The organism is Peribacillus kribbensis DSM 17871 (assembly GCF_000430765.1).
Classification (GTDB): Bacteria; Bacillota; Bacilli; order Bacillales; family DSM-1321; genus Paraperibacillus; species Paraperibacillus kribbensis.
Window position 1 is genome coordinate 270213 of the sequence record NZ_KE387240.1, and the last position, 24281, is coordinate 294493.

Genomic DNA, 24281 nt, shown 5'->3' on the forward strand with positions numbered 1-24281 from the left:
TCTCTGCCTTCCTGTCCAGTAACAAGATTTCTATAAATTTTGCTCTACATTCTGCCCCTAATGAAAATAGTTTGGAAGGCACCGCTTTCCGCTTTTTAATTTATAAAAACGCTTTTTGTGGTTTGATATATCTTCTGATTTCTACCAGGAGCATTTTTATGATAGACTCAGGGAGGCTGATGGCTGATAGGTCTTCTGGGAGGGGATAGATGCCGAATTGGTTGAATTTTACCCGGATTTCACCGCTCCATAGAAGAGTTTTGTTTTGTGTGTAGACGGATGTTGTGACAGCTGCCATTTTTTCTTCTGAATTTTTTTGAGAAGCTGTTACGGAAGCTACGAAAAAGTCAAAGAGATACGTATTTTTTTTCCAGGTGGAGGAGACCTTCATTGTAACACTTCCTTTTCGCCGGGACGTTTTTCTTTTATAATAGTATTCTATAAACAACAAGTAAACGATGATGCTTTTGAATAGATGATGATGCAGGGAGAGAATGAATATGATTATTGAGATGTTGAAATGCCATGGGTCGGGCAATGATTTTATTTTGATTGATGAAATGGGGCAGGGGCTTCCTTTTTCAGACCAGGAACGAGCGGAAATGGCATTGGCATTATGTGCGCGGGACAGCGAGGCAGGTGCTGACGGAATATTATTTGTGCAGAAAAGCCAACATGCCGATGCAAAAATGCGGGTTTTCAATGCTGATGGATCAGAGGCTTCCATGTGCGGGAACGGACTTCGATGTGTAGCAAGGTATGCCTGCGAAAAGCTTGGCCGCAGCCAATTAGTCATCGAAACGATGAAGGCGGATCTGGAAGTTGAAAGAGCAGAGGATGTATTCGAGGGAATTCCGACCTATAAAGTTGAAATCTCCCCGGTTTCTTTTCAGCTGAAGGACCTTCCGATGCAGCTGGAACAGGATGTGCTGCTTAATGAAAAGATTCCGGATTATGATACTGATCTGGAATTCACCGCGGTGGCTGTGCCCAATCCCCATCTAATTGCGATGGTTGACCAAAAAGTGCTTCAATCAGATCTTCAGGAGGAATTATCAATCGGTTTTAATAAACCAAATGATCTGTTCCCTGATGGAGTTAATGTCAGCTTTGTCAGACTCCTTGAGAAAAATCATATTTTTGTAAGAACCTTTGAGAGAGGTGTTGGCTTTACGAATGCATGCGGTACCGCTATGTCAGCATCAAGCCTGGTCACCTGCCTATATGCAGGAAATGAACCTGAGAAGGAAATTTCCGTCTATAATAACGGCGGGAAAGTAAAATGTGCTGTCCACCAGTCGGAAGGTGAGACAAAAATAGATTTGATCGGTAACGCGACCTATGAATATCAAGCAGTTATCCATTTGGAAAACGATGATTTCCAGAAATTTTCCTTGAAAGATAAAACAGAGTTTACAGCTGAAGCGGAAAATTACTTACAGCTTCAGGATTCGGTTGTCCAGTATTTGAATACATTTAATGAACTATAATAAATGAAAGGAGCCCGGGTTTTATGTTCGGGCTCCTTGTTTTTATAGACATGAGGTTCTCTATTCGGACAGCTTTCCGGGATACAAGAAAGAAGCTGTCCGAAAGCAGTACCCAATCGGACAGCTTTCGAACATGCCATACTCTGAGGATTCCTATTTAAATGACCGGGTCCATTTCATACCCTGACAAATCGAAGGCTATATCTTCCCGCCTTGTTTTAAATAGTCGATAATCTGTTTAAATGGCTGTTTTTCTCTGATACCTTCATATTCCTTGAACGGACAGCCGGAATCCCGGATCCTGCCGGGTACTGTTTTAATGGTAAAGTCCTTAAGGCTGAGTTTGTCATTTACTTCCTCCCAGAATAGAGGGGTGGCAGCACCGCCAAAGCTGTTTGCCCTGGCCGAATAGGGGGTGATAATGGTTTTTCCCCGGGCATGCTGGACGAAATCCAGATAAAGCCTGGACTCTCTTTGTTTGATCATTCGTTCGGTTGTAAATTCATCCGGATACAGGCGGGTCAGCATACTTCCTAAAAAGTCGGTAAAGAGTCTGGTGTCTTTATAGGTGAAAGTGTTCTTCGGCAAAGGCAGGTGCAGCTGCAGACCTCTGTTTCCTGAAGTTTTAATCAGCGAAAATAGACGGAGTGAATCCGTTATTTTCTTTATTTCAAGTGCGGCTTTTACTGCCAATGGAAACTGGCCGGGAGAAGGCGGATCTAAATCCAGTACCAGGTCATCCGGATTGGCCCTTCCAGCTTCCTGGAAGGGCGTATGAAATTCTATGGATGCCATGTTGCCGAGCCACAATAGCGTATCAAGGCGGCTGCAAATGATATAATTAATATCCTCCATAGTCACCGTCTCAACAAAGGAAGGGGCATAGTCAGGACAGTTTTTCTGAAAGAAACGTTCACCTTCTATGCCATCAGGATAGCGGATGACGGTCATGGCCTTCCTTTTGCAAAAAAATAGCAGATGTGCTGAAACCTCCTGCAGATAATTCAAATACTCAATCTTTGAAACCGTCATCTCCTTTGAATTCCACAGAAGCTTTCCTGGATTGGAAATTTTTATTTTGTCAGGAAACACATTGGAATGTTCAACAAAAGCCTGCCAGGTGCACTCTTCAGGATGCGTCTGAAGCAGGAAAGTGTCAAAGTGAGGCTCCCTCAGTTCGTTTTCATATAAATGAAGATATTTCACTGCCACACAAATGGAGGGAGACAAATAATAAAAATCTTGATCCTCCTTTGTGTAATTATTTTTGATGATGGATATTAGGGTTTGCTTTTCCTCTTTAGTAAACCCATCCTTCACCGATCCGATCGATATCACTGACGAATCTTTATATAATCCCAATGTGAAATACTGATTGGCCTTATGAAAAGAAAGAATAAAGCAATGCACCGTTTTTTTATTCTTGATTTTGACCCACTGCGGATTTCTTTTGGCAGGCAGATATCTGCTGTCTCGATGTTTGGCAATGAGACCTTCCCCGTTATGCAGGATGATGTTTTCCCAAAGATCTGCAGATTTTTGGCGGGCTGGAACCAGCTGAATGACTTCCTCAAGAAGCGGATCGGGCGAGAGAGGCCAGCCAAGAGTCTGGAAAAGTGAGTCAAGCATTTTCTTTCTTTCCAAAAAAGAAACGGTGAGCAGGCTTTTCCCTTTATTGAGGAGAATATCAAAAGCCAATAAACGGCATGGGGAGCTTTGGGCTTGTTTTTCAATCTTTGGATTCGTTCTAAGCCTTCCTCTCAGCTGGATGGCTTTGAAGTCACTTTTCATTTCATTCTCCAGCCAGACAAGTTCTCCATCAAGAGTCAAAGGAAGGAAGGGATGAAGCGCTCCCCTGTGATTCTCAATAAAACGAACCAGTTCTGGAAACTGTGATTCCAGGGCTTTTCCGTTCCGGCTGGTTAGGGTAATGCCTGTTTCCGTTATATCCATGAGGGCCCTAAATCCGTCATACTTCACTTCATAATACCATTCCGGACCGCGTGGGATTTCCGTACCGGGAGTAATTAGCATGGGTTTCATCAGATTCTTCCTTTCTTGGAATATTTCCTTTATCGCCTGCTTTTATGGTTTCCCAAAAACAAAAAAATTTTCTTGCATGCATGATAAAAACGAGGTTGTACACATTAATAACTAAAAAATGCAGGTGAAGATATGCACACAATTTGGAAAGGAAGCATAAGCTTTGGACTGGTGAACATCCCAATCAGACTTCACTCCGCTACGGAGGATAAAGATATTTCACTTCGTACCCTTCATAAAGAGTGCCATACACCCATCAAGTATGAAAAAGTCTGTCCGGTCTGCAATAAATCATTGGATAAGGATGAGCTTGTCAAGGCTTTTGAGTATACAAAGGGAAAGTTCGTAGTGCTCGAGGATTCAGAACTCGAGGAGTTAAAAAAGGTAAATGAAGCCAGGGCAGTGGAGATTGTTGATTTTGTGAAAATAGAGGAAATCGATCCGATTTATTTTCTTAAAAGTTATTATCTATCTCCCAATGAAGGCGGAAGCAAGGCGTATAGCCTGCTGAGAAAGGCCCTAGAGGAATCAAGGAAAGTGGGTATTGCCAAGATTCTGATCCGCTCTAAAGAGCAGCTTGCGGTAGTGAGGGTATATCAGAACACACTTGTAATGGAAACCATTTATTATCCTGATGAAGTCCGTTCTGCGGGAGATGTTCCCAATGTGCCTGCAGAGGAGAATATTACACAAAAAGAATTAGATACGGCTGTTATGCTGATCGATCAGCTCACTACTGAATTTGAACCAGGCAAATATCATGATGCATATAGGACAGCCCTTATGGAGCTTATAGAGTCGAAGAAAAATGGCAGGACAGTCACTCCAAAGGAAAGAGATGTTCCTGAAACCAATGTGATGGACCTCATGGCTGCACTGCAGGCATCCATTGATAATACAAAAGTGGAAACAAAAAAGCCTGCCGCCAAAAAGAAAAGAGCCTCACCGGCAAAAGAGAAGAAAAAAGCTTAAAATCACACCGCCTGGCTATCAGCCAGGTTTTACTTTTGTTAAAAAGGCTATTAAAAAGAACAGGAAACAACTGACTATAGATTTTTTATATTTTAAATTTATTGACAATTAGTCAATTGGAGGGTATCATTTCTTTTATGAATTTAATTTAATAGCTTTACTCTTATCTAGAGCGGTGGAGGGACTGGCCCGATGAAACCCGGCAACCATCAAGCAATGCTTGAACGGTGCTAATGCCAGTAAATCGTAAAATTTAAACGATGAGAGATTAATGCTTGTACAAAAGCGTTCTTCTCTTTCGGAAGGACGCTTTTTATTTTGGAGCAGACAGCCAGAACTATGTAAAGTGAGGACGATGAAGGATGAAAATTGATACGTTATTAGTAAGAGCAGGGATACAAAGGGATCCGGCAACAGGCTCAATCAGTACTCCAATCTATCAGAGTGCAACTTTTGCCCACCCGGAGCTTGGGAAAAGCACAGGCTATGATTACTCCAGGACAGCAAATCCTACCAGGGCCGCTCTTGAAGAAGCGATAGCAGTGCTGGAAAAGGGACATAAGGGATTCGCCTTTTCTTCCGGAATGGCGGCCATTACGACATTGCTTTTTTTATTTAAGCCCGGTGATCATTTAATTGTTTCTGATGATCTTTATGGGGGTACATACCGTCTCCTCGAGGAAGTGTTTGGTCATTATGGAATCACAGCATCTTACACGGATACCTCTTCTGTCGAAAATGTCAGAAACTCGATCACAAGCCGGACAAAGGCTTTGTTTATTGAAACTCCGACTAATCCGCTGATGAAAGTGACGGATTTGGAACTAATGATCGGAACAGCAAAAGAACATGGCTTGTTGACAATCGTGGACAATACGTTTATGACGCCGTATTTACAGCAGCCGATTGCATACGGAGCTGATATCGTGATGCACAGTGCCACTAAATATCTCGGCGGCCATAATGATTCGGTGGCCGGATTGGTCGTTACCGCATCGGAAGAACTGTCCGAAAAGGTGCTGAAGCTGCAGAATGGAGCAGGAGCGATCCTGGGTCCCCAGGATTCATGGCTGATTTTGCGGGGGATGAAAACCCTTGGCGTCCGCTTGGAAAGACAGCAGGAAAATGCAGGGAGACTTGCCGAATGGCTAAAAGATCATCCTGCCATTCAGCATGTTTATTATCCAGGGCTCAACGACCACCCGGAGTATGAAATATCCTCAAGGCAGGCAAGAGGATTTGGGGCGATGCTTTCCTTTACAGTCAAAGAAAAGGAAACAGTTCCTGCTATTCTAAAAAACCTGAAGATTATCAGCTTCGCGGAGAGCCTTGGAGGAGTAGAAAGCCTAATTACATATCCGTATACCCAGACACATGCCGATATTCCCGAGGAAATCAGACAGTCAAGAGGCGTAACCGATAAACTGTTAAGGCTTTCTGTAGGAATTGAAAATATTGAAGATCTTCTGGAAGATTTGAAGAGTGTGCTTCCTTCTTAAGCGCAGGGCTTCTCTGAAAAGTGGAAGGCTGTCTACTGAGACTGCCTTCCATTCCTTTTGTTGGGGCGGGAATCTGAAGTACAGGTATATAATGGCATAAAAAAGGCCCCCCCTGACTGGGAAGGCGACTTAAAAAGGACTGCCTAGGTTGAACTACATATAGATCAAATATAAAAAAATCAGTCTATATGTGGTGATATGATTCTAGCATATTATTTCGTTGTATACAATAGCTTTTATAGGAATGAGCTGGAAAAAGACGTATTTCGCTGATTCAGTTACCTGCAGAATGCTTTTTTAATGTTCTTCCTTTTCGATCGATAAGACAGCTTTCTGTCCGCAAACTGTTCAGAAGAGATAAATTCGTGAACATCTCTATCAATATTATTGGCTGCCATCTTTGTTTGCTTTCTTCCTGCTGTTAAAGAAGTTTTGATAATGATGGTTTGAGCGTTTTGTACATATTCTGCTTTTTCTACTTTCCACTCTTTCTTTTGGGTTAATCCAGAATTCAGCGCATTCAAGATCCTTTCATTCACAATCTCTTCATTGGTCACTTTCCTAATATGAACTTCTCCGCCTGGAAACACCTTTATTTTTAGATCCTTTTTATTTATCGAAGCAAGGATTCTTTTTGAATCATTTCTTATTTTTACAGAATCGGAGTGTTTCGCAGAATAGATCTTCAAGATTTTTTCCGTAAGATCAGCTTCCACTCCGGTTACAGCTAGTCCGGCTATGGGATCAGCGGTATTTAAGAAACAATCCAAAATATTTTCCTCTGGAGAGGGAACGATCAGGATATGGATTACCCAGTCTTCAGCACAAGCCGGTACAGTCTGGAAATACAGGCTCATGGAGGATGATCCTGTTTCCGATGATTGTATTGCCTCATTTAAGCTGCCGAACTCTCCGGGTACTTATGAGGTAATATATAACATCAGCAGCTTTATTGACGGACCGGACAGGAAGGCTGAACTTTATCTAGAGAAGCTTAGTGGTTCTGCCTCCAGTGTTTCAACAAAGTGGTGGAATTAATCCAACTTAAGGATGGCTCCTATACTTGGTATGAGGGGCCTTTTTTGATAGACTCTTTTTTCATAGTTAAATTCCTGCTTGTAAACTGTCAGGGTCCCCGTGTACCTGAAAGGGCTGGTTGGTGTATGATGGGACTAGTAAAAAAATGGAGGGGAAGGAATGGAAATAGGGACAATTTCTTCACTTAATATAGGAAGACCGGAATTAAGAAAGTATAACAATATGGTCATGAATACAGCCATAGCAAAAAAGCCTGCTCCTTCTGCCGAGCTTGGATACGATGGCTTTAACGGGGACGGCGTGGCAAATCTAAAATTTCATGGCGGCCCGGATCGTGCCGTATGCTTTTATCCGCTGGAGCATTATTCGTTTTGGGAAAAAGAATTTGATAAAGAATTAGATGTCCCGGCCTTTGGGGAAAACATTACAGTGGAAAATATGCTGGAAAAGGATGTGTTTATAGGTGACATATTTTCACTGGGGCAGGCGGTGGTCCAGATTACACAGGGAAGAATTCCTTGTGCCACCATCTCCATGCAGAACAATGTTCCCTTATTGTTAAAGAGAATATTGGATACAGGATATACAGGATACTTCGCCAGGGTGCTTCGCCCGGGGGCTGTAGGCGGGGTTTCCACGATCAAGCTGATAGAGCGCAGGCAGGAGGAGATCACCATCCTGTATGCAAATAGGGTCATGCTTCAAAATATCGATGGAAGAAAAGGGACTGAAGCTATCCTGTCAGCAGAAGGACTAGCGGAGGATTGGAAAAAAAGGCTTACGGCCAGACTTAAAAAAGAAGGGGAACACTTGTGATCGTTCCTTTGTGGTTTTGATTTGAATTTATGCTTCCTTTATCTATAATACTGCTGTCCTTATCAGCATAATTATAGTGGAAAGGAGGTTTTTTGTATGCAGCTTAGATACCGCCGTACGATGCCAAGGATGAAGGGACCGCTTCCCCCGCGGCTTGTTTTCCTGTACTCATTCATCCTTTTTATCATAACCTGCTTAATTTCTCTGATTTTGATTGACCGGGCGATAGAGCCTATCCTGCTTAATATTGCCTCAAGTGAAATCAGGAGGGTCTCTGCAGAGGTGATAAATGACTCAATTGATGAAAATATATCAAAGCAGAACATGCAGGATTTAATCATTGTCCATTATAAAAATGAAGACAGCACCCCCGCCATCAGTTTCAATCCAAAAGTGTATAACCGAATCCGATCCTCAACAACCAAGGATATCCAGAGCAAGCTGGGAATCAATGAAGACCAGCAGTTTTATAAAACAAATTCGGATGTGGATACCGATAATTTTAAGTCTTTAGTGTACTATATCCCGCTGGGAGTTGTAACCCACAACTCGCTGCTGGCGAACCTGGGCCCGAAAATACCTGTGAAAATGTCTGTAATCGGGAATGTTGAACCTGATTTTATCACGAAGTTTACAGATGCCGGGATTAATAATACATACCTTGAGCTTTTCGCCCACTTTAAAATAAACGTCCAGATTGTCATCCCCTCTAATTCGGAGAAAATTCTCGTTGAACAAAAAATTAGCATAGGCGGAATTTTCATTCCTGGAAAAGTGCCCAATTATTATAGCAAAGACCCGAGTAAGGCTCCTGCCGGGGTAATTGTCGAACCGCAGGACAGCACAAACAAAAGCAAAAAGAAATAATATAAAAAACAATAGAAAAAGATTTTGAAATACCGGAAAAAATCCGTATATTTCAACTGAACATATTGCTATTGAATCAAATATATTATATATTATATAAATATTTAGAATAATTAAAAAACCGAAAATAATCTTATCAAGAGAGGTGGAGGGACTGGCCCGCAGAAGCCTCAGCAACCAGCCAATCTGGCATGGTGCTAATTCCAGCAAGCGCACGCTTGGCAGATAAGGAGATGTCTTTAAAAAGCCTTCTTATTATAAGAGGCTTTTTTTATTCGGCGGTTTTAGAGGAGGTTTGTATGGGATTTAGAGACGAATTGGAAAAACGGATTCTGATTGGCGAAGGAGCCATGGGAACCCTGTTATACTCACATGGAATCGATTTTTGTTATGAAGAATTAAATCTAATGAATCCGGAACAGGTAGAGAAAATACACAAAGCATATGCAGAAGCAGGAGCTGATATCCTTCAATCCAATACGTATGGAGCCAATTATTTTAAACTAAAACGGTATGGTCTCGAAGATGAAGTCAGTAAAATTAATCGTGCAGGAATTCAAATAACGAGGAAGGCTTCAGGAGAGGGCTGTTTCGTATTTGGTACCATTGGAGCAGCACGCAGCTTTAGGAAATCAGATTTGACTCTGGATGAAATTAAACGGGGCTTTCGAGAACAATTATATAGTCTTCTTTTGGAAGATCCAGATGGATTGATTTTAGAAACGTACTACGATTTCGAGGAACTTGCTGCAGTCTTGAAATTGGCAAGGAAAGAAACCTCACTTCCCGTGATTGCCAATGTATCTCTTCATGAATTGGGATATCTGCAGAATGGGATGCACCTTACAGAAGCTCTCCGCCACTTAGAGGGTGAAGGGGCCGATGCAGTCGGGATCAATTGCCGTCTGGGTCCCCACCATATGGTGCGTGCACTTGAAGAGGTGCCTCTTCCTGCCCATTCATATCTGGCAGCTTATCCGAATGCAAGTCTGCCTGATTATGAGGATGGGAGATTGGTTTACCAGGCGAATCCTGAATACTTTGGCCAGAAGGCGCTTGAATTACGTCTGCAAGGTGCAAGAATCATAGGAGGCTGCTGCGGTACTACACCCCTGCACATAGAACAGGTTAAGAAATCTCTGGCCGGACTGAAGCCGGTTAGCGAGAAAAAAGTAAAGTCCCGGAAAATTGAAGTGATGGAACAGGAGCCGGTAAGTGCAAGTGCAGAAATGCCATTAGCCCGGCAGGCTGAAAAAGAAAGAACCATTTTAGTAGAATTGGATCCGCCGAAAAAGCTGGGAATCTCCCCATTTTTGAAGGGAGCGGAAGTTCTAAAAAAAGCTGGGGCGCATGCGCTGACTCTGGCAGATAATTCACTGGCAACTCCGAGGATCAGCAATATCTCCCTTGGCACGATGCTGAAGGCAAACGGAATCAATCCGATGATCCATATCACCTGCCGGGACAGGAACTTAATCGGGCTTCAATCCCACCTAATGGGTTTAGCGACCCTTGGGTTAAATGAAATCCTTGCGGTTACCGGTGACCCCTCGAAGATTGGGGACTTTCCAGGAGCAACATCGGTTTATGATGTATCTTCCTTTGATTTGATAGGACTCATAAAACAATTTAATGAGGGGCTGTCATATTCAGGGCAGCCGCTGGGACAGAAAACCAGATTTAGCATTTCTGCTGCTTTCAATCCCAATGTACGCTATCTGCATAAAGCAGTTGAACGTATGGAAAAGAAGATTACGTTTGGTGCGCAATCCTTTCTGACCCAGCCGATCTACTCGGAAAAACAAATCGACGAAGTATATGAAGCAACCCGTCATATTAATGCACCGATCTTTATTGGAATTATGCCATTAACCAGCACCAAAAATGCTGAATTTATCCATCATGAGGTTCCAGGAATTACTCTTCCCGGCTCGGTAAGAAAAGCGATGGCGCTGGCAGGCAATGACCGTCTTCAGGCTGCACGGGAAGGAATTGCGATTGCAAAGGGCCTGGTTGAAAAAGCAATGGAGAAATTTAATGGCATCTATCTCATTACTCCTTTCATGAGATATGAACTGACCGAAGAACTGACAAAATTCGTCGACAAGGTGGATACGGCAAGGAAAGCAGAGGTGAATGCGAATGCTCTGTAAGTTTACCAGGGAGCTTAAAAAGCGGATCCTGATTTTGGATGGGGCCATGGGAACGATGATCCAGAATGAAAATCTGGATCAACAAGCTTTTGGAGGCGAGGAATTTGACGGATGTAATGAATACCTATCCCTGACATCCCCTGACACGATCACAAGGATTCATGAAGCATACCTTGAGGCAGGTTCCGATATCATCGAAACAAATACCTTTGGGGCAACAAGCATTGTCCTTGAAGAATATGATCTTGCCCCTGAAGCCTTTCGTCTTAACCTGGTTTCTGCACAGCTTGCACGGAGGGCGGCTGACAAGTTCAGTACGATGGAAAAGCCCCGCTTTGTGGCAGGAGCCATGGGACCGACAACCAAAACATTATCCGTAACAGGAGGCGTCTCTTTTGATGCACTTTCTCAGGCCTATGAGGAACAGGCAAGAGGTCTTATAGAGGGAGGAGCCGATCTCCTTTTGGTTGAAACCTCTCAGGATATGCTGAATGTTAAGGCAGCTTTTACAGGGATCGAGCTTGCGTTTTCAAGCTGTGCCAAAAAACTCCCCATCATCATATCAGGGACGATCGAACCAATGGGTACAACTCTGGCCGGCCAGTCTATAGAGGCATTTTATGTGGCCTGCAGGCATATGAAGCCGGCTGCGGTCGGACTCAACTGTGCGACAGGGCCAGAATTCATGACGGATCATCTCCGGACATTATCGGATGTTTGCGCTTCTGCGGTAAGCTGCTATCCAAACGCCGGCCTTCCTGATGAAGAGGGGCATTATCACGAGTCCCCTGAAACTCTGGCTGAAAAGATCAGGCAGTTTGCCGCAAAAGGTTGGATCAATATCGCAGGAGGCTGCTGCGGAACCACACCGGCTCATATCCGCTCGATGGCGGAAAGCTTGAAGGATATAAGTCCCCGTCCGCTTGGCCAGGGGCTGAAGAGCCATGCAGTAGCAGGAATAGAGCCATTGATCTATGAAGACTCCATGCGGCCGCTTTTTGTAGGGGAGCGTTCAAACGTGATCGGTTCCCGTAAATTCAAAGAACTGATCCGTAATAAGAAGTATGAAGAAGCATCCGAAATAGCGCGGGCACAGGTTAAGAAGGGAGCCCATGTTATTGATATCTGCCTGGCGGATCCGGATGGGGACGAACTGGGAGATATGGAACAGTTCATAAAAGAAGTGGTAAAGAAGGTAAAAGTGCCGCTTGTTATTGATTCAACGGATGAAGAGGTCATTGAAACGGCCTTAAAGCATTCACAGGGAAAAGCGATTATTAACTCCATTAATTTGGAAGATGGAGAAGAAAGGCTGGAAAAAGTGCTTCCTCTTCTCAAAAGATATGGCGGCGCCGTCGTTGCAGGGACCATTGATGAGCTTGGTATGGCTGTAGATGCAGAAAGGAAGCTTGAAATTGCCGGAAGGACTTATGGTCTGCTTACACAGAAGTATAACATTGCCCCAAGCGATATCATCTTTGATCCCCTGGTCTTTCCTGTTGGGACGGGTGACGAGCAATATATGGGTGCAGCATCGGAAACTGTCTCGGGAATCAAAATGATCAAAGAAGCCTATCCTGAAACACTTACCATTCTCGGAATCAGCAATGTATCGTTTGGGCTTCCACCCAGAGGGCGGGAGGTGCTGAATGCAGTCTTCTTATATCACTGCACGAAAGCCGGACTTGATTATGCAATTGTGAATACAGAAAAGCTTGAACGGTTTGCTTCAATACCCAGAGAAGAGATTGAACTCTCTGAAAATCTTCTTTTTCAGACATCAAAAGAAACGCTTCAGAATTTTGTGGAGTATTACCGGGACAAAAAACCTGAACAAAAAGTGGAACAGGTAAAGCTTCCTGTTGACCAGCGTTTATCAAGATACATCATTGAAGGAACGAAGGAAGGGTTGATTGAAGACCTTGAGGAGATCCTGGTCAGAGGGGATGAACCTCTTGATATTATTAATGGGCCGTTAATGGAAGGGATGGCAGAAGTAGGGAGACTTTTCAACGATAATCAGCTGATCGTGGCAGAGGTCCTTCAAAGCGCAGAAGCCATGAAGGCTGCTGTTGCCCATCTGGAGCCATTAATGGAGAAAGAGGCGCAGTCAAGCGTCAAAGGAAAGGTGATTCTTGCAACTGTAAAAGGGGATGTTCATGATATCGGAAAAAACCTTGTCGAGATCATCCTTACAAATAATGGCTATAAGGTGGTCGATTTAGGCATAAAAGTGACTTCCCAGCAGATCATTGAAGCGGTAAGGGCGCATTCGCCAAGCATCATCGGACTTTCAGGGCTGTTGGTGAAATCGGCCCAGCAGATGGTGCTGACTGCACAGGACTTAAAACAAGCGGGCATCCAGCTTCCCATCATGGTGGGAGGGGCAGCCTTATCCAGGAAATTCACGGATTTTAAGATTGCTCCCGAATACGAGGGAGATGTTCTGTATGCAAAAGATGCCATGGATGGCCTGAGTCTGGCTAATTCGATGCATGATGAAGGACAAAAAGAGGCGTTCCTCGAGGAACTCTATGCCAAAAGACAGCAGGCAGAAGCAAATGCCGCAGCCGCAGCATCGCTGGTTAAGCTGCCTCCTAAACCGGGAAAATCCTCTGTCCTGGAAGCAGATGCAGTCAGGATTCCAAGAGACCTAAAGCGGCATATACTTAAGGATTATCCCATGAAGCAGGTTCTTCCCTATCTGAATAAGCAGATGCTGATCGGGCATCACCTGGGAGTGAAAGGGAAGGTAGAACAGCTGCTTAAAAACGGGGATGAAAAAACCTTGTTTTTAAATGATCTGGCAGACACCCTCTTAAGGGAGCTTGACGAAAGCCCGGATTATACATTGAACGGCATTTATCAGTTTTTTCCGGCACAAAGCAGCGGCAGCAAGATCCTGATCTACAATCCTGCCGATCGTAAAGACATTTTAGAGATATTCGATTTTCCCCGCCAGCAGACAGAACCGTTCCTGTGTCTGGCAGACTATATCAAAAGTGTTGAATCAGGTGAAATGGATTACATCGGCTTTTTTATTGTCTCAGCAGGGAAAGGAATCAGAGAAAGGTCAGTAAAATGGAAGGAACAGGGGGATTTTTTAAAGAGCCATGCTGTTCAGGCAGCTGCACTCGAAATGGCGGAAGCCTTGGCCGAGAGAATCCATCATGTTATGAGAGATACATGGGGAATCCCGGATTCCGTGGATATGACGATGAAAGAACGTTTTTCTGCAAAGTATAAGGGACAAAGATACTCCTTTGGATATCCGGCCTGTCCCAACCTGGAAGACCAGGAAAAATTATTCCGTCTGCTTAAGCCCTGGGATATTGGCATAAGGCTGACGGATGGATGTATGATGGAGCCTGAAGCATCAGTGTCTGCCCTAGTCGTTTCACATAAAGATGCTCGATATTTTAACGTCGATCGATGAAAAAATACTTTGACAGGACATTTTTGACCGCGATACACTGAAAGTAGGATAACCAAAAAATTCAAGTGAAAAGAATGTGGAATGTATGAAGGAATCTCCTAAAAAACGAAAAATCCGGAGAAGCACTGAAATTCAGTCCATAGTGAGTCAAAGGGGCTGTATCACTTAACGTGATACAGCCCCTTTATTTTGTTAAAGGAGTGAAGGTATATGGTCATTTTGGAGGGGCAGGGACTTACCCTTGAACAGGCTTACAGAGTGGTAATTGGTATGGAGGAGGTTTCGGCGTCCAAGAACTCCTTGGATAAAGCGGCAAAAAGCCGGGAAGCGGTTGAGAATATTGTTATGAATCAAAGAATCGTGTATGGAATCACTACCGGATTTGGTAAGTTCAGTGAAGTGTGGATTGATCGGCAAAACGTAGAGGAGCTCCAATCCAATCTGATTCATTCCCACGCCTGCGGGATTGGAGAGCCTTTTCCTGAAGCTGTATCAAGAGCGATGCTTCTGCTAAGGGCAAATGCCTTATTAAAAGGTTACTCAGGTGTACGGCCGGCAGTGATAGAATTTCTTTTAAAGCTCATAAATCTTCATATACACCCTGTTGTGCCCCAGCAGGGATCATTGGGGGCCAGCGGGGACCTTGCCCCGCTGTCACACCTGGCCCTTGTTTTAATGGGGGAAGGAGAAGTATTCGAACAAGGAAGAAAAGTCCGGACGAATGAGGCTTTTGAAGATTATGGCATTCAGCCCTTAACGCTGCAAGCAAAAGAAGGACTTGCGCTGATTAATGGAACTCAGGCCATGACAGCCATGGGAGTGGCTGCGTACCTTGAAGCGGAGGAGCTTGCAAGGCAGTCGGAAGGAATTGCGGCCATCACCATGGAAAGTTTACGCGGAATTATCGATGCCTTTGACGAAGACATTCATTTAGCAAGAGGGTACAGCCAGCAGGTGGAGGTTGCCGGAAGGATCAGGTCCTGGCTTTCCGGCAGCAGTCTGACAACACGGCAGGGGGAATTCAGGGTCCAGGACGCCTATTCACTGAGATGCATACCGCAGGTTCATGGGGCTGCTTGGCAGGTGCTTGATTATGTAAAGGAAAAATTGCTGATTGAAATGAATGCAGCGACTGACAATCCGCTGATTTTCGATAATGGAAACAAGGTGATTTCCGGAGGGAATTTTCATGGCCAGCCTATCGCATTTGCCATGGATTTTTTAAAGCTTGGAGCCGCCGAGCTGGCATCGATTTCAGAACGAAGAATCGAAAGGCTTGTAAATCCCCAGCTGAATGACCTTCCTCCGTTCTTGAGTCCAGAGCCCGGACTCCAGTCAGGTGCTATGATTATGCAGTATGCAGCGGCATCCCTGGTTTCTGAAAATAAAACCCTTGCCCATCCTGCAAGCGTCGATTCCATTCCTTCTTCAGCCAATCAAGAAGATCATGTAAGCATGGGGACTATAGCCTCAAGACACGCATATCAAATCATCCAGAATACTAGAAGAGTGCTGGCCATTGAATTAATCTGTGCCATTCAGGCCGCCGAATATCGAGGAACGGAAAAAATGGCTCCGAGGACGAGACAGCTGCTGGAAAAGGTTCGAAGTTTTATCCCTCCTATCCAAAAAGACAGAATCTTCTCCTATGATATAGAGAAAGCCGCCGCGTGGCTGAAAGAAGAAACCTCCGCATTCATCCTGAAAGATGAAGGTGGACTTGAAGCAGGTGCTGGGGCAGAATAAAACTGTTATATGCCAATAATGATATATATCGATTTGCTTTGAGTTGTATATGAGATTAAGCAAGCAAAAAGGGCGGCCTGTATGCTTGCTTTTTTCTGATAATTTAGTAAAGAGAAACATATTTTAATATAATAGTAAAATTAACAATAATTTTATGACTTTTTCCTTTGAGTTTGTATGTCGAAAGGTGTAAAATACCATTGTAACCGTTTTATCCTTAGAATTTTAAGAATAATTACTTATTCAAAACTATTTCTATATAGCATGCACTTTTTTTAGGAAAAAGCATTAATGGGTATGCATTCTTCAAGGGTATTGCGCAAAAATAAACTTTAATGGAATGGTTGGGGGTTTAAAAAATGACCAACAAAAAATCAATGGAATCAAATCCTTGGACAGGATTATCAGGACCCAATCTGGGCTATGTCTTGGAACAATATGATCTATATATTGAAGATCCTGATTCTGTTGGTTCCGATCTTAAGGAATTATTCGAAACCTGGGGTTCACCTGAGGAAGCTGTTCAGCTTGAAAGCAATACAGCCCAAAGACTGCCTGCAGCCCGCACTGGGACAGCAGGAGTGCCGTTCAGCTCAGATATGATGAAAAAAGTGATGTCGGCTGTGAAGCTGGTGGAGAATATCCGTGCCTATGGACATCTGGCAGCGAATATTTATCCATTAAATGAAGTTCCTAAAGAAAATGATGTTATTAAATTATCGAACTATGATTTGAAGGAAGATGATTTAAAAACGATCCCGGCAGAACTGCTGAGTCCTTACCTGCCGTCTAACATTAAAGATGGTCTTAGCGCCGTGCAGTATTTAAAAGAAGCTTATTCTAAAACAATTGCCTTCCAGTTCCATCATGTTAACGATCTGGAAGAAAAGTATTGGCTGAATGAAATGGTTGAGTCCGGGGAAATCTTCCACGAGCTCAACAATGAAGAAAAAGTAGGATTATTCAAAAGGCTCACCGAAGTCGACAGCTTTGAAAAATTCCTGCATAAGACCTTTGTCGGGCAAAAGCGTTTCTCCATTGAAGGCCTTGACACTTTAGTGCCCGTTCTGGATCAGATCATAGCAGAAGCAGTCCAGTCCGGCACAGAAAGCATCAATATTGCGATGGCCCACAGGGGAAGGCTGAGCGTACTTGCCCACGTTTTAGGAAAGCCGTATGAAATCATTTTCTCGGAATTCCAGCATGCGCCGAATAAGGACCTTGTACCTTCAGAAGGATCCATCGGCATTAACTTCGGCTGGACCGGGGACGTAAAATACCATCTGGGGGCTGACCGCCAGATCAAAGAAGAAAGCACGGTTAAAGCAAGGATTACCCTTGCAAATAACCCGAGCCACCTTGAATTTGCGGGTTCAATTGTGGAAGGTTTCACAAGGGCTGCACAGGATGATCGTTCTAATCCCGGCTACCCGGAACAGGATGATGAAAAATCCCTTGCCATCATTATTCATGGAGACGCAGCTTTCCCAGGGGAAGGTATCGTTGCAGAGACTCTTAACCTTAGCGGTTTAAAGGGCTATAAAACAGGTGGATCTGTTCATATTATCACAAACAATATGATTGGCTTCACTACTGAAAGTGAAGATTCCCGTTCTACCAGATATGCCAGCGATCTTGCCAAAGGATACGAAATTCCGATTGTGCATGTAAATGCCGATGACCCGGAGGCATGCATTGCCGCGGTGGAGTTAGCATACCTGTACCGCAAGAAATTCAAAAAAGATTTCTTAATCGATTTGATCGGTTACAGACGCTTCGGCCACAATGAGATGGATGAGCCATTAGTAACAAATCCGCTTATGTACAACCTGATTCATAAGCATCCAACCATCGTTGAATTATACGGAAATAAGCTCGTTCAAACGGGTGCTGCAGATGCAGAAAAACTTTCATCCATCCAGGAAGGAACAGAGTCAAGGCTTAAAGAAGCATATGATAAGGTAGATACAAAGAATAAGAAAGATGCTTCGCCTGAAATGGACCCTCCAGAAACAGTAGAGCACGGACTGCCAAAGCTTGATACATCCGTTGAACTTAAAACTCTGCAAAAAATTAATGATGAGCTGGTGAAATGGCCAGAAAACTTTAAAGTGATGAAAAAATTGGAGAGAATCCTTAAGCGCAGACTTGACGCGTTCAAAGACAACGGCAGGATTGACTGGGCCCAGGCAGAAACACTGGCCTTCGCAAGCATTCTTGCAGACGGAACCCCAGTCCGTTTGACCGGCCAGGATTCTGAACGGGGAACTTTTGCGCACCGTCATTTGGTTCTTCATGATTATGAAAGCGGAAGCAAGCATTCTCCGCTTCATACATTAAGTCTGGCTCAAGCATCTTTTGATATCCGTAACAGTCCGCTGACTGAAACAGCGGTTTTAGGATTTGAGTACGGATACAATATCTACTCACCTGAAACACTCGTTCTTTGGGAAGCGCAATATGGCGACTTTGCCAATGTTGCCCAGGTGATTTTTGACCAGTTTATTTCTGCAGGAAGGGCCAAATGGGGCCAAAAGTCAGGTCTCGTAATGCTTCTGCCTCACGGTTATGAAGGCCAGGGGCCTGAGCACTCGAGCGGCAGGCTCGAGAGATTCCTGCAGCTGGCAGCGGAAAATAACTGGACCGTTGCCAATTTATCGTCAGCAGCCCAATATTTCCATATCCTAAGAAGGCAGGCAGCCATTCTTAAAATGGAAGAGGTTCGTCCGCTTGTGATCATGGCTCCAAAGAGCCTGCTTCGCAATCCGCTGACATCCTCTGAACCAAAAGATTTTGCAGAAGGTTCCTTTAAAGCATTCATCCCAGAGGAGCTGCTTGGTCAAAATCCTGAAGCTGTAGAGCGGATTACCTTCAGTACAGGCAAAATAGCAATCGACATTGCGGAAAGCCTGAAGGACAAAGAAGGAATGGACTGGCTGCATGCCGTAAGGCTTGAAGAAATCTATCCATTCCCATTTGAGGAAATACAGGAATTCCTGGGAAGATTCCCTAATCTTAAGGAAATTCTTTGGACACAGGAAGAGCCTAAAAATATGGGGGCATGGAACTTTGTTGAGCCGCGCCTTGCTACTGCTGCTCCTGCGGGAGCCAAGGTTTCTTATAACGGGCGCAAACGCCGTTCAAGTCCGGCAGAGGGCGACCCGAATGTTCACAAGAAAGAACAGCAGAGGATCATTGACACAGCACTTACACAATCCAAATAATCTGGTAATAGCAGATTCATAAAATGAATGATTTTAATCAGCATTAAAGGGGAGAATATTCATGGCCGAGATTATCGTTCCAGAACTTGCAGAATCTATTTCAGAGGGCACGATCGCCCAATGGCTGAAACAGCCTGGAGAACAGGTTCAAAAGGGAGAATACATCGTTGAACTTGAAACAGACAAAGTAAATGTAGAAATCATTTCTGATTTTGATGGAGTTTTGTCCCAGCAGCTTTTTGAAGAGGGAGATACCGTTAAAGTTGGAGAAGTGATTGCAGTCGTGGGTGAGGGAGGAGAAGCCCCTGCACCTGCAGCAGAAAAAGCAGCTCCTGCACCTGTTTCTGCTGAACCGGCTGCAGAGCAGAAGACTGAGCCAGTGGTACAAAATGAACTGGAAGAAACACCTGGCAAGCATAAGGCGATTGCCTCTCCGGCAGCAAGAAAGCTTGCCCGTGAAAAAGGAATCAGTCTTGATTCAGTTCCTACTGTCGATCCTCTTGGCAGAGTGAGAGTTCAGGATGTGGCTTCCTATGACGGCAGCAGCCAGACAGAAGCAAAGTCAGCAGCTTCAGCGCCGGCTCCAAAAGCTCAAGCTGCGGCACAGCCTCCCCAGGAAAACCCAGCAAAGCCGGTTGAACGCGAAAAAATGTCCCGCCGCAGACAAACCATCGCTAAACGCCTGGTTGAGGTACAGCACACGGCAGCCATGCTGACTACCTTTAATGAGGTGGATATGACCGCGATCATGGACTTGAGAAAGCGCAGAAAGGATTCTTTCCTAAAGAACAACGATGTTAAGCTGGGCTTCATGTCGTTCTTTACAAAAGCAGTCGTGGGCGCATTAAAACAATTCCCTCTTTTGAATGCCGAGATTCAAGGGGATGAGCTGGTTATCAAGAAATTTTATGATATTGGAATTGCAGTTTCGGCTGATGATGGATTAGTAGTACCTGTTGTCAGAGATGCCGATAAAATGACATTCGGTGAGATTGAAAAAGAAATCGGCAATCTTGCGAATAAAGCCAGAACCAAGAAGCTGGCTGTATCTGATCTGACTGGCGGAACGTTCACGATTACTAATGGCGGAACATTTGGTTCCCTTCTTTCTACACCTATTCTGAATGCTCCTCAAGTAGGTATCCTGGGAATGCATAAGATTCAGGTAAGGCCAGTGGCCATTGATAATGAAACAATTGAAAACCGCCCAATGATGTATCTGGCATTATCTTACGATCACAGGATCGTTGATGGTAAAGAAGCCGTAAGCTTCCTGGTGAAAGTGAAAGACCTTCTGGAAGATCCAGAATCTCTTCTTTTAGAAGGCTGATTGATAAAAAATAGCCTGGCAATCCGCTGCTAGCGGACTGTCGGGCTATTTTTGTCTCTTTATAAAAAACTGCAAAGTAATTAGAATATTATGGTAAAGTAATAGTAAAGTTCTCTCTGTATATGAAAGCATGTAAACCGGAGGAGAACAGGAGTACCATTACATATTGTAGAGGATGGATGTTATGGACAAGCTTTTGAGTCTTAAACAGAATATTGAAAAGGTTCTAGTAGGAAAGGGAGAAGTTATTGATTTAATCCTCCAATCCCTCCTTGCCGGAGGACATGTGCTATTAGAGGATGTTCCCGGAACTGGAAAAACGGTACTGGCGAAGTCAGCAGCGAAGAGCATCGGTGGTTCATTCTCCAGGATCCAGTTTACTCCGGATGTCCTTCCTGGCGATGTGACAGGCATTGAATATTATAATCCCAAGACGAACCAATTCGAAACAAGGATTGGTCCCATCCAAGCCAATATCTTACTTGCCGATGAAATCAACAGGGCAATGCCAAGAACGCAGTCCAGCCTTTTGGAAGCGATGGAAGAAAGGCAGATAACAATTGAGAAACAAACCTATCCGCTTCCTGAACCTTTTATTGTAATTGCTACCCAGAATCCGATTGAGTCCCAGGGCACCTTTCCTCTTCCGGAGGCACAGCTTGACCGCTTTCTGATGTGCATCCCGATGGGATATCCATCCTTTGAGGAAGAGAAAATCATCATGAGGAAATTTAGGAATGCCCAGCCCCTCGATGAGCTGGTATCCTGCATAAACACAGAGGAACTGCTGGAACTGCAGGAAAAAACAAAGAATGTTCACCTTTCAGAAGCAATCGAGGATTATATCCTCCACCTGGTTTCTGCCACAAGAAACCATAGCTGGATCGGCCAGGGAATGAGCCCCCGTGCCACATTGGGCTTCATGAGGAGTGTGCAGGCACGCTCGATTCTGAAAGGAATGGATTATTGTACCCCTGAGGATGTCAGCTTTACTTTCCCATATATCGCCCGTCACAGGATTGCTTTGTCTCTGGAAGGCTCACTTAGAACCACTCCTTCAGAAGTTATCGAGGAAATATTAAAAGAAGTAGATGCCCCCGTGGAGCTTCTCAAATGAAACAGCAGCCTGAAATCCAAACGGTTTACCCCTTTCAGGCTGGATTCATTGCGGCAACAGTTCCTATAACTCTTTCAGTCATTTGGCTGTTTCCATCTCCACCAATCCTTTTTATTTTGACGTGCTATTACTTATACGCTGCAGTTCTTAAACTTTATAATAATAGGATTATGAGAAGTGTTGAGATGTGCTATGAAAGCCGAAGTGTACGGTTATTTCCTGGAGAAGAAACACAGATAAGAGTGGGAATTGTCAATAAGGGAAAATTTCCGGTTTCCCAGGCCAAGCTGAATCTTTCGCTTGACCGTAATCTTATACTCTCAGAGGATCAAAAGACCGCCAACGATCTTAATCTAATTTCCCGTTACATGATCCTTCCACAATGTAAAACTGTATACTGGGAAGGCTCCGTAATCCCCCAAAAAAGAGGCATTTACTATATGGAAAATGTGGAATTAATCCTTTATGACTTGTTTAACTCATCCTCGATTCATTTTCCAGCGATCAAGCGCCTTAAACATGAAATCCTGGTATATCCAATGTTCAAGCCGGTTGCCGGGGTTGAGGAACTTTATAAAATGGCGCAGGGAAATTCGGCTGCAGGGTATTCTCTTTTCAGAGATGAACTATCCATCTCGGGCATTAAGGCATATGAAGGTGAAGGATTCCGGCAGATCCACTGGAAAGCTTCAGCCAGGAGCGGACAGATGGCTGCAAAGAGGTATCAGCCGGTTGTCCAAAAAGGGGTGACACTCTGCCTGTACCTTACGGCTGAAAAAGCCTTTTACTTCCATACGCATATCGAAGAGTTTATTTCATATGCAGCTTATCTCTGCAGATACTTTACCGAAAGAAAAATGCCCTATGAATTGTTTATAAATCTCAATGGACAGAATGAGCCAGTCCATATGTATTTAAATGAAGGTGAGGAGCACTTTGCTGGATGCCTTGAGTCTCTGTCCCTCATCAATGAGGAACGCCGATTGTTAACCAAGGAATATTTCAACGAATATATCCAAACAAAGAGGGCTTCAGATAATATGACGGTTTGGATTGGAGAAAAGGAAGGAAACTTGCAAAAGGGAAGCAGCAAGGTTGTGAATAAAGACGGTGTAATCCAGGAAGGAGAAAAGCGTGTTCTCTCTATTAGCTGATCTTGCGGTACAGTTCATTTCGTTTTTTGTTTTATTTAATACGGATAATGTCCTGTGGTTTGCAGGCATCATAACCGGGTATTACCTTATATCTATTTTTTTGCTTAAAAAAGTGCCGAATCTCGTGTTTTACTGCCTGTTATTCTTGGGAACCTCCTACTTTAGAATGAGGATTCCAACTCTTCCTGAATTTCTTCTTCTGGGTCTCGTCATCATAGTCCACATTTTATATACGAGCAAAACCAGACGAATTGGCATGCATCGTGTAATGGGTGTGCTGGGGGTAGGTGCAGCCGGACTTGCGGGAGTGTATTGCCTCCCATTTATTTTAGGTATCCTCAAAGGTATCCTCCACTTAGCCGCCTTAGGTATAGGATACATGATCGCAAGGCCGCTCGCGTATTTATTCAGTCTCATCCACCTATCCGACCCAAAAGGGGCAGAAGAAAGAATAAAGAAGGTGTTTGGAAGGAAGCCTCCTGAGGTAACGGATTATACAGGCTCCGATGGAAACCAGATCTTTTACTATATTATAGGTATTCTCTTTGCCGCTCTTATTTTATTTATTGTCTATAAAATTGGTAAGAAGAGAAGTATGCTTAAGGGACTCTCTTTAAACATGGGAGATGTGAAGATCCAAGAGTTTGCAGGAACCGGGTTTGTCAAGACTCAGCGGCCTCCTCAGGATCCCATCAGAAAATGTGTGTTTACCTGGGAAAAGAAGCTTAAAGGAACAAAAAGCCGGAATAGCGGAGAATCTTTTGCCCAGTGGATTTCAAGAATCTGTGAAGGAAGCGAAGAGAAAATCGATCAAGAGTTTTTGATAGCAGCCTACAGTACCGTCCGATATCATGAAAAAATGGCCGATCAGGCCATGATAAAGGAATTCAGGCAGGAGATGAAGAAACTCGCTCATTTGAAACAGGCATAACTGCCTTTTCTACAATCATTTTTATATCATCCAATCTAAAAGGAGGACTAAGTTTTGCTAAAGAAATGCTCTTTAAATACCGATAGGCGTGACAGTATGATAGAGATTACCAGGGAAGTAAGGAAGTTTATCCGGGAACAGCGGGTAGAAAGAGGGGCCGTTGTCATTTACTGCCCGCATACAACGGCTGGAATTACCATTAACGAAAATGCTGATCCCGATGTGAAGCAGGATTTGATCCGGCGATATGACGAATTGTACCCATGGACGAACAGTGCAGACCTCCATGAGGAAGGCAACACAGCGGCCCATTTAAAGGCAGTGGCTGTGGGAAGCTCTCAATATGTCATCATTGAGCAGGGGGATTTGCTTCTGGGGGTATGGCAGGGCATCTATTTTTGTGAATGGGACGGCCCAAGAACGAGAAATTATTATATCAAAATATTAAAAGAAGAATAGAGGTTT

Annotated in this window: 17 protein-coding genes and 2 riboswitches; of the genes, 14 read left to right on the forward strand and 3 right to left on the reverse strand. The window is 44.0% G+C overall.

Annotated features, from left to right (window positions below; all coding sequences use genetic code 11):
• Positions 1 to 100: 100 nt before the first annotated feature.
• Positions 101 to 391 carry a hypothetical protein gene (locus H539_RS29120; RefSeq protein WP_051348684.1) on the reverse strand — a complete coding sequence of 97 codons (291 nt, stop codon included), beginning with the start codon at positions 389 to 391 and terminating at the stop codon, positions 101 to 103.
• A 109-nt stretch (positions 392 to 500) separates the two neighbouring features.
• Here H539_RS29120 and dapF point away from each other — a divergent pair, with 109 nt between their 5' ends.
• A complete protein-coding gene (gene dapF, locus H539_RS0119675; protein WP_035323386.1) occupies positions 501 to 1490 on the forward strand; it encodes a diaminopimelate epimerase in 990 nt (329 codons plus the stop codon).
• A 198-nt stretch (positions 1491 to 1688) separates the two neighbouring features.
• Here dapF and H539_RS0119680 read toward each other — a convergent pair whose 3' ends face one another.
• Positions 1689 to 3533 (reverse strand): DNA ligase D, encoded by a 1845-nt coding sequence (locus tag H539_RS0119680; RefSeq protein ID WP_026694944.1) that lies wholly within the window; start codon positions 3531 to 3533, stop codon positions 1689 to 1691.
• 132 nt (positions 3534 to 3665) lie between these two features.
• Between H539_RS0119680 and ku the strand changes: the two genes are divergently transcribed.
• Both ku and H539_RS0119695 read left to right on the forward strand, forming a co-directional pair.
• Entirely contained in the window at positions 3666 to 4505 is an 840-nt protein-coding gene (gene ku / locus H539_RS0119690; protein WP_026694945.1) for a non-homologous end joining protein Ku, read from the forward strand.
• A 160-nt stretch (positions 4506 to 4665) separates the two neighbouring features.
• A riboswitch (SAM riboswitch) is annotated at positions 4666 to 4772 on the forward strand.
• A gap of 95 nt (positions 4773 to 4867) precedes the next feature.
• The gene (locus H539_RS0119695) at positions 4868 to 6004 is read left to right on the forward strand and encodes a trans-sulfuration enzyme family protein (RefSeq protein WP_026694946.1); all 1137 of its coding nucleotides are present in this window, start codon (positions 4868 to 4870) and stop codon (positions 6002 to 6004) included.
• A 278-nt stretch (positions 6005 to 6282) separates the two neighbouring features.
• Here the strand turns inward: H539_RS0119695 and H539_RS0119700 are convergent, their stop codons facing one another.
• A complete protein-coding gene (locus H539_RS0119700; protein ID WP_026694947.1) occupies positions 6283 to 6861 on the reverse strand; it encodes a hypothetical protein in 579 nt (192 codons plus the stop codon).
• A gap of 340 nt (positions 6862 to 7201) precedes the next feature.
• Here H539_RS0119700 and H539_RS0119710 point away from each other — a divergent pair, with 340 nt between their 5' ends.
• From H539_RS0119710 to H539_RS0119760, 11 genes are all read left to right on the forward strand, one after another.
• Complete coding sequence (locus tag H539_RS0119710; protein ID WP_026694949.1) at positions 7202 to 7858, forward strand: MOSC domain-containing protein; 657 nt, start codon at positions 7202 to 7204, stop codon at positions 7856 to 7858.
• 96 nt (positions 7859 to 7954) lie between these two features.
• On the forward strand, positions 7955 to 8725 hold the full coding sequence (gene yunB / locus H539_RS0119715) for a sporulation protein YunB (RefSeq protein ID WP_026694950.1): 771 nt from the start codon (positions 7955 to 7957) through the stop codon (positions 8723 to 8725).
• Between the two features lie 130 nt (positions 8726 to 8855).
• Positions 8856 to 8957, forward strand: a riboswitch (SAM riboswitch).
• Positions 8958 to 9024: 67 nt separating this feature from the next.
• Entirely contained in the window at positions 9025 to 10878 is a 1854-nt protein-coding gene (locus H539_RS0119720; protein ID WP_026694951.1) for a bifunctional homocysteine S-methyltransferase/methylenetetrahydrofolate reductase, read from the forward strand.
• Entirely contained in the window at positions 10868 to 14314 is a 3447-nt protein-coding gene (gene metH, locus H539_RS0119725; RefSeq protein ID WP_026694952.1) for a methionine synthase, read from the forward strand. Before H539_RS0119720 ends, metH begins: the two co-directional genes overlap by 11 nt.
• Positions 14315 to 14524: 210 nt before the next feature.
• Positions 14525 to 16060 carry a histidine ammonia-lyase gene (hutH, locus tag H539_RS29130; RefSeq protein WP_051348685.1) on the forward strand — a complete coding sequence of 512 codons (1536 nt, stop codon included), beginning with the start codon at positions 14525 to 14527 and terminating at the stop codon, positions 16058 to 16060.
• A 359-nt stretch (positions 16061 to 16419) separates the two neighbouring features.
• Positions 16420 to 19284, forward strand: a complete 2865-nt coding sequence (sucA, locus tag H539_RS0119735; RefSeq protein WP_026694953.1) for a 2-oxoglutarate dehydrogenase E1 component — start codon at positions 16420 to 16422, stop codon at positions 19282 to 19284.
• Between the two features lie 61 nt (positions 19285 to 19345).
• Complete coding sequence (odhB, locus tag H539_RS0119740; protein ID WP_026694954.1) at positions 19346 to 20614, forward strand: 2-oxoglutarate dehydrogenase complex dihydrolipoyllysine-residue succinyltransferase; 1269 nt, start codon at positions 19346 to 19348, stop codon at positions 20612 to 20614.
• A gap of 184 nt (positions 20615 to 20798) precedes the next feature.
• Positions 20799 to 21731, forward strand: coding sequence for an AAA family ATPase (locus H539_RS0119745; RefSeq protein ID WP_155890154.1), 933 nt, complete (start codon positions 20799 to 20801; stop codon positions 21729 to 21731).
• Positions 21728 to 22885, forward strand: a complete 1158-nt coding sequence (locus H539_RS0119750) for a DUF58 domain-containing protein (protein ID WP_026694956.1) — start codon at positions 21728 to 21730, stop codon at positions 22883 to 22885. Before H539_RS0119745 ends, H539_RS0119750 begins: the two co-directional genes overlap by 4 nt.
• Positions 22866 to 23816, forward strand: a complete 951-nt coding sequence (locus H539_RS0119755; protein WP_026694957.1) for a DUF4018 domain-containing protein — start codon at positions 22866 to 22868, stop codon at positions 23814 to 23816. Before H539_RS0119750 ends, H539_RS0119755 begins: the two co-directional genes overlap by 20 nt.
• A gap of 54 nt (positions 23817 to 23870) precedes the next feature.
• Positions 23871 to 24275, forward strand: coding sequence for a secondary thiamine-phosphate synthase enzyme YjbQ (locus H539_RS0119760; RefSeq protein WP_026694958.1), 405 nt, complete (start codon positions 23871 to 23873; stop codon positions 24273 to 24275).
• Positions 24276 to 24281: the final 6 nt, after the last annotated feature.

What these genes read in the sequence shown, in the direction of transcription:
- H539_RS29120 (WP_051348684.1), bottom strand. Translation starts at nt 391, where the DNA reads ATGAAGGTCTCCTCCACCTGGAAAAAAAATACGTATCTCTTTGACTTT.
- dapF (WP_035323386.1), top strand. Translation starts at nt 501, where the DNA reads ATGATTATTGAGATGTTGAAATGCCATGGGTCGGGCAATGATTTTATT.
- H539_RS0119680 (WP_026694944.1), bottom strand. Translation starts at nt 3,533, where the DNA reads ATGAAACCCATGCTAATTACTCCCGGTACGGAAATCCCACGCGGTCCG.
- ku (WP_026694945.1), top strand. Translation starts at nt 3,666, where the DNA reads ATGCACACAATTTGGAAAGGAAGCATAAGCTTTGGACTGGTGAACATC.
- H539_RS0119695 (WP_026694946.1), top strand. Translation starts at nt 4,868, where the DNA reads ATGAAAATTGATACGTTATTAGTAAGAGCAGGGATACAAAGGGATCCG.
- H539_RS0119700 (WP_026694947.1), bottom strand. Translation starts at nt 6,861, where the DNA reads ATGAGCCTGTATTTCCAGACTGTACCGGCTTGTGCTGAAGACTGGGTA.
- H539_RS0119710 (WP_026694949.1), top strand. Translation starts at nt 7,202, where the DNA reads ATGGAAATAGGGACAATTTCTTCACTTAATATAGGAAGACCGGAATTA.
- yunB (WP_026694950.1), top strand. Translation starts at nt 7,955, where the DNA reads ATGCAGCTTAGATACCGCCGTACGATGCCAAGGATGAAGGGACCGCTT.
- H539_RS0119720 (WP_026694951.1), top strand. Translation starts at nt 9,025, where the DNA reads ATGGGATTTAGAGACGAATTGGAAAAACGGATTCTGATTGGCGAAGGA.
- metH (WP_026694952.1), top strand. Translation starts at nt 10,868, where the DNA reads ATGCTCTGTAAGTTTACCAGGGAGCTTAAAAAGCGGATCCTGATTTTG.
- hutH (WP_051348685.1), top strand. Translation starts at nt 14,525, where the DNA reads ATGGTCATTTTGGAGGGGCAGGGACTTACCCTTGAACAGGCTTACAGA.
- sucA (WP_026694953.1), top strand. Translation starts at nt 16,420, where the DNA reads ATGACCAACAAAAAATCAATGGAATCAAATCCTTGGACAGGATTATCA.
- odhB (WP_026694954.1), top strand. Translation starts at nt 19,346, where the DNA reads ATGGCCGAGATTATCGTTCCAGAACTTGCAGAATCTATTTCAGAGGGC.
- H539_RS0119745 (WP_155890154.1), top strand. Translation starts at nt 20,799, where the DNA reads ATGGACAAGCTTTTGAGTCTTAAACAGAATATTGAAAAGGTTCTAGTA.
- H539_RS0119750 (WP_026694956.1), top strand. Translation starts at nt 21,728, where the DNA reads ATGAAACAGCAGCCTGAAATCCAAACGGTTTACCCCTTTCAGGCTGGA.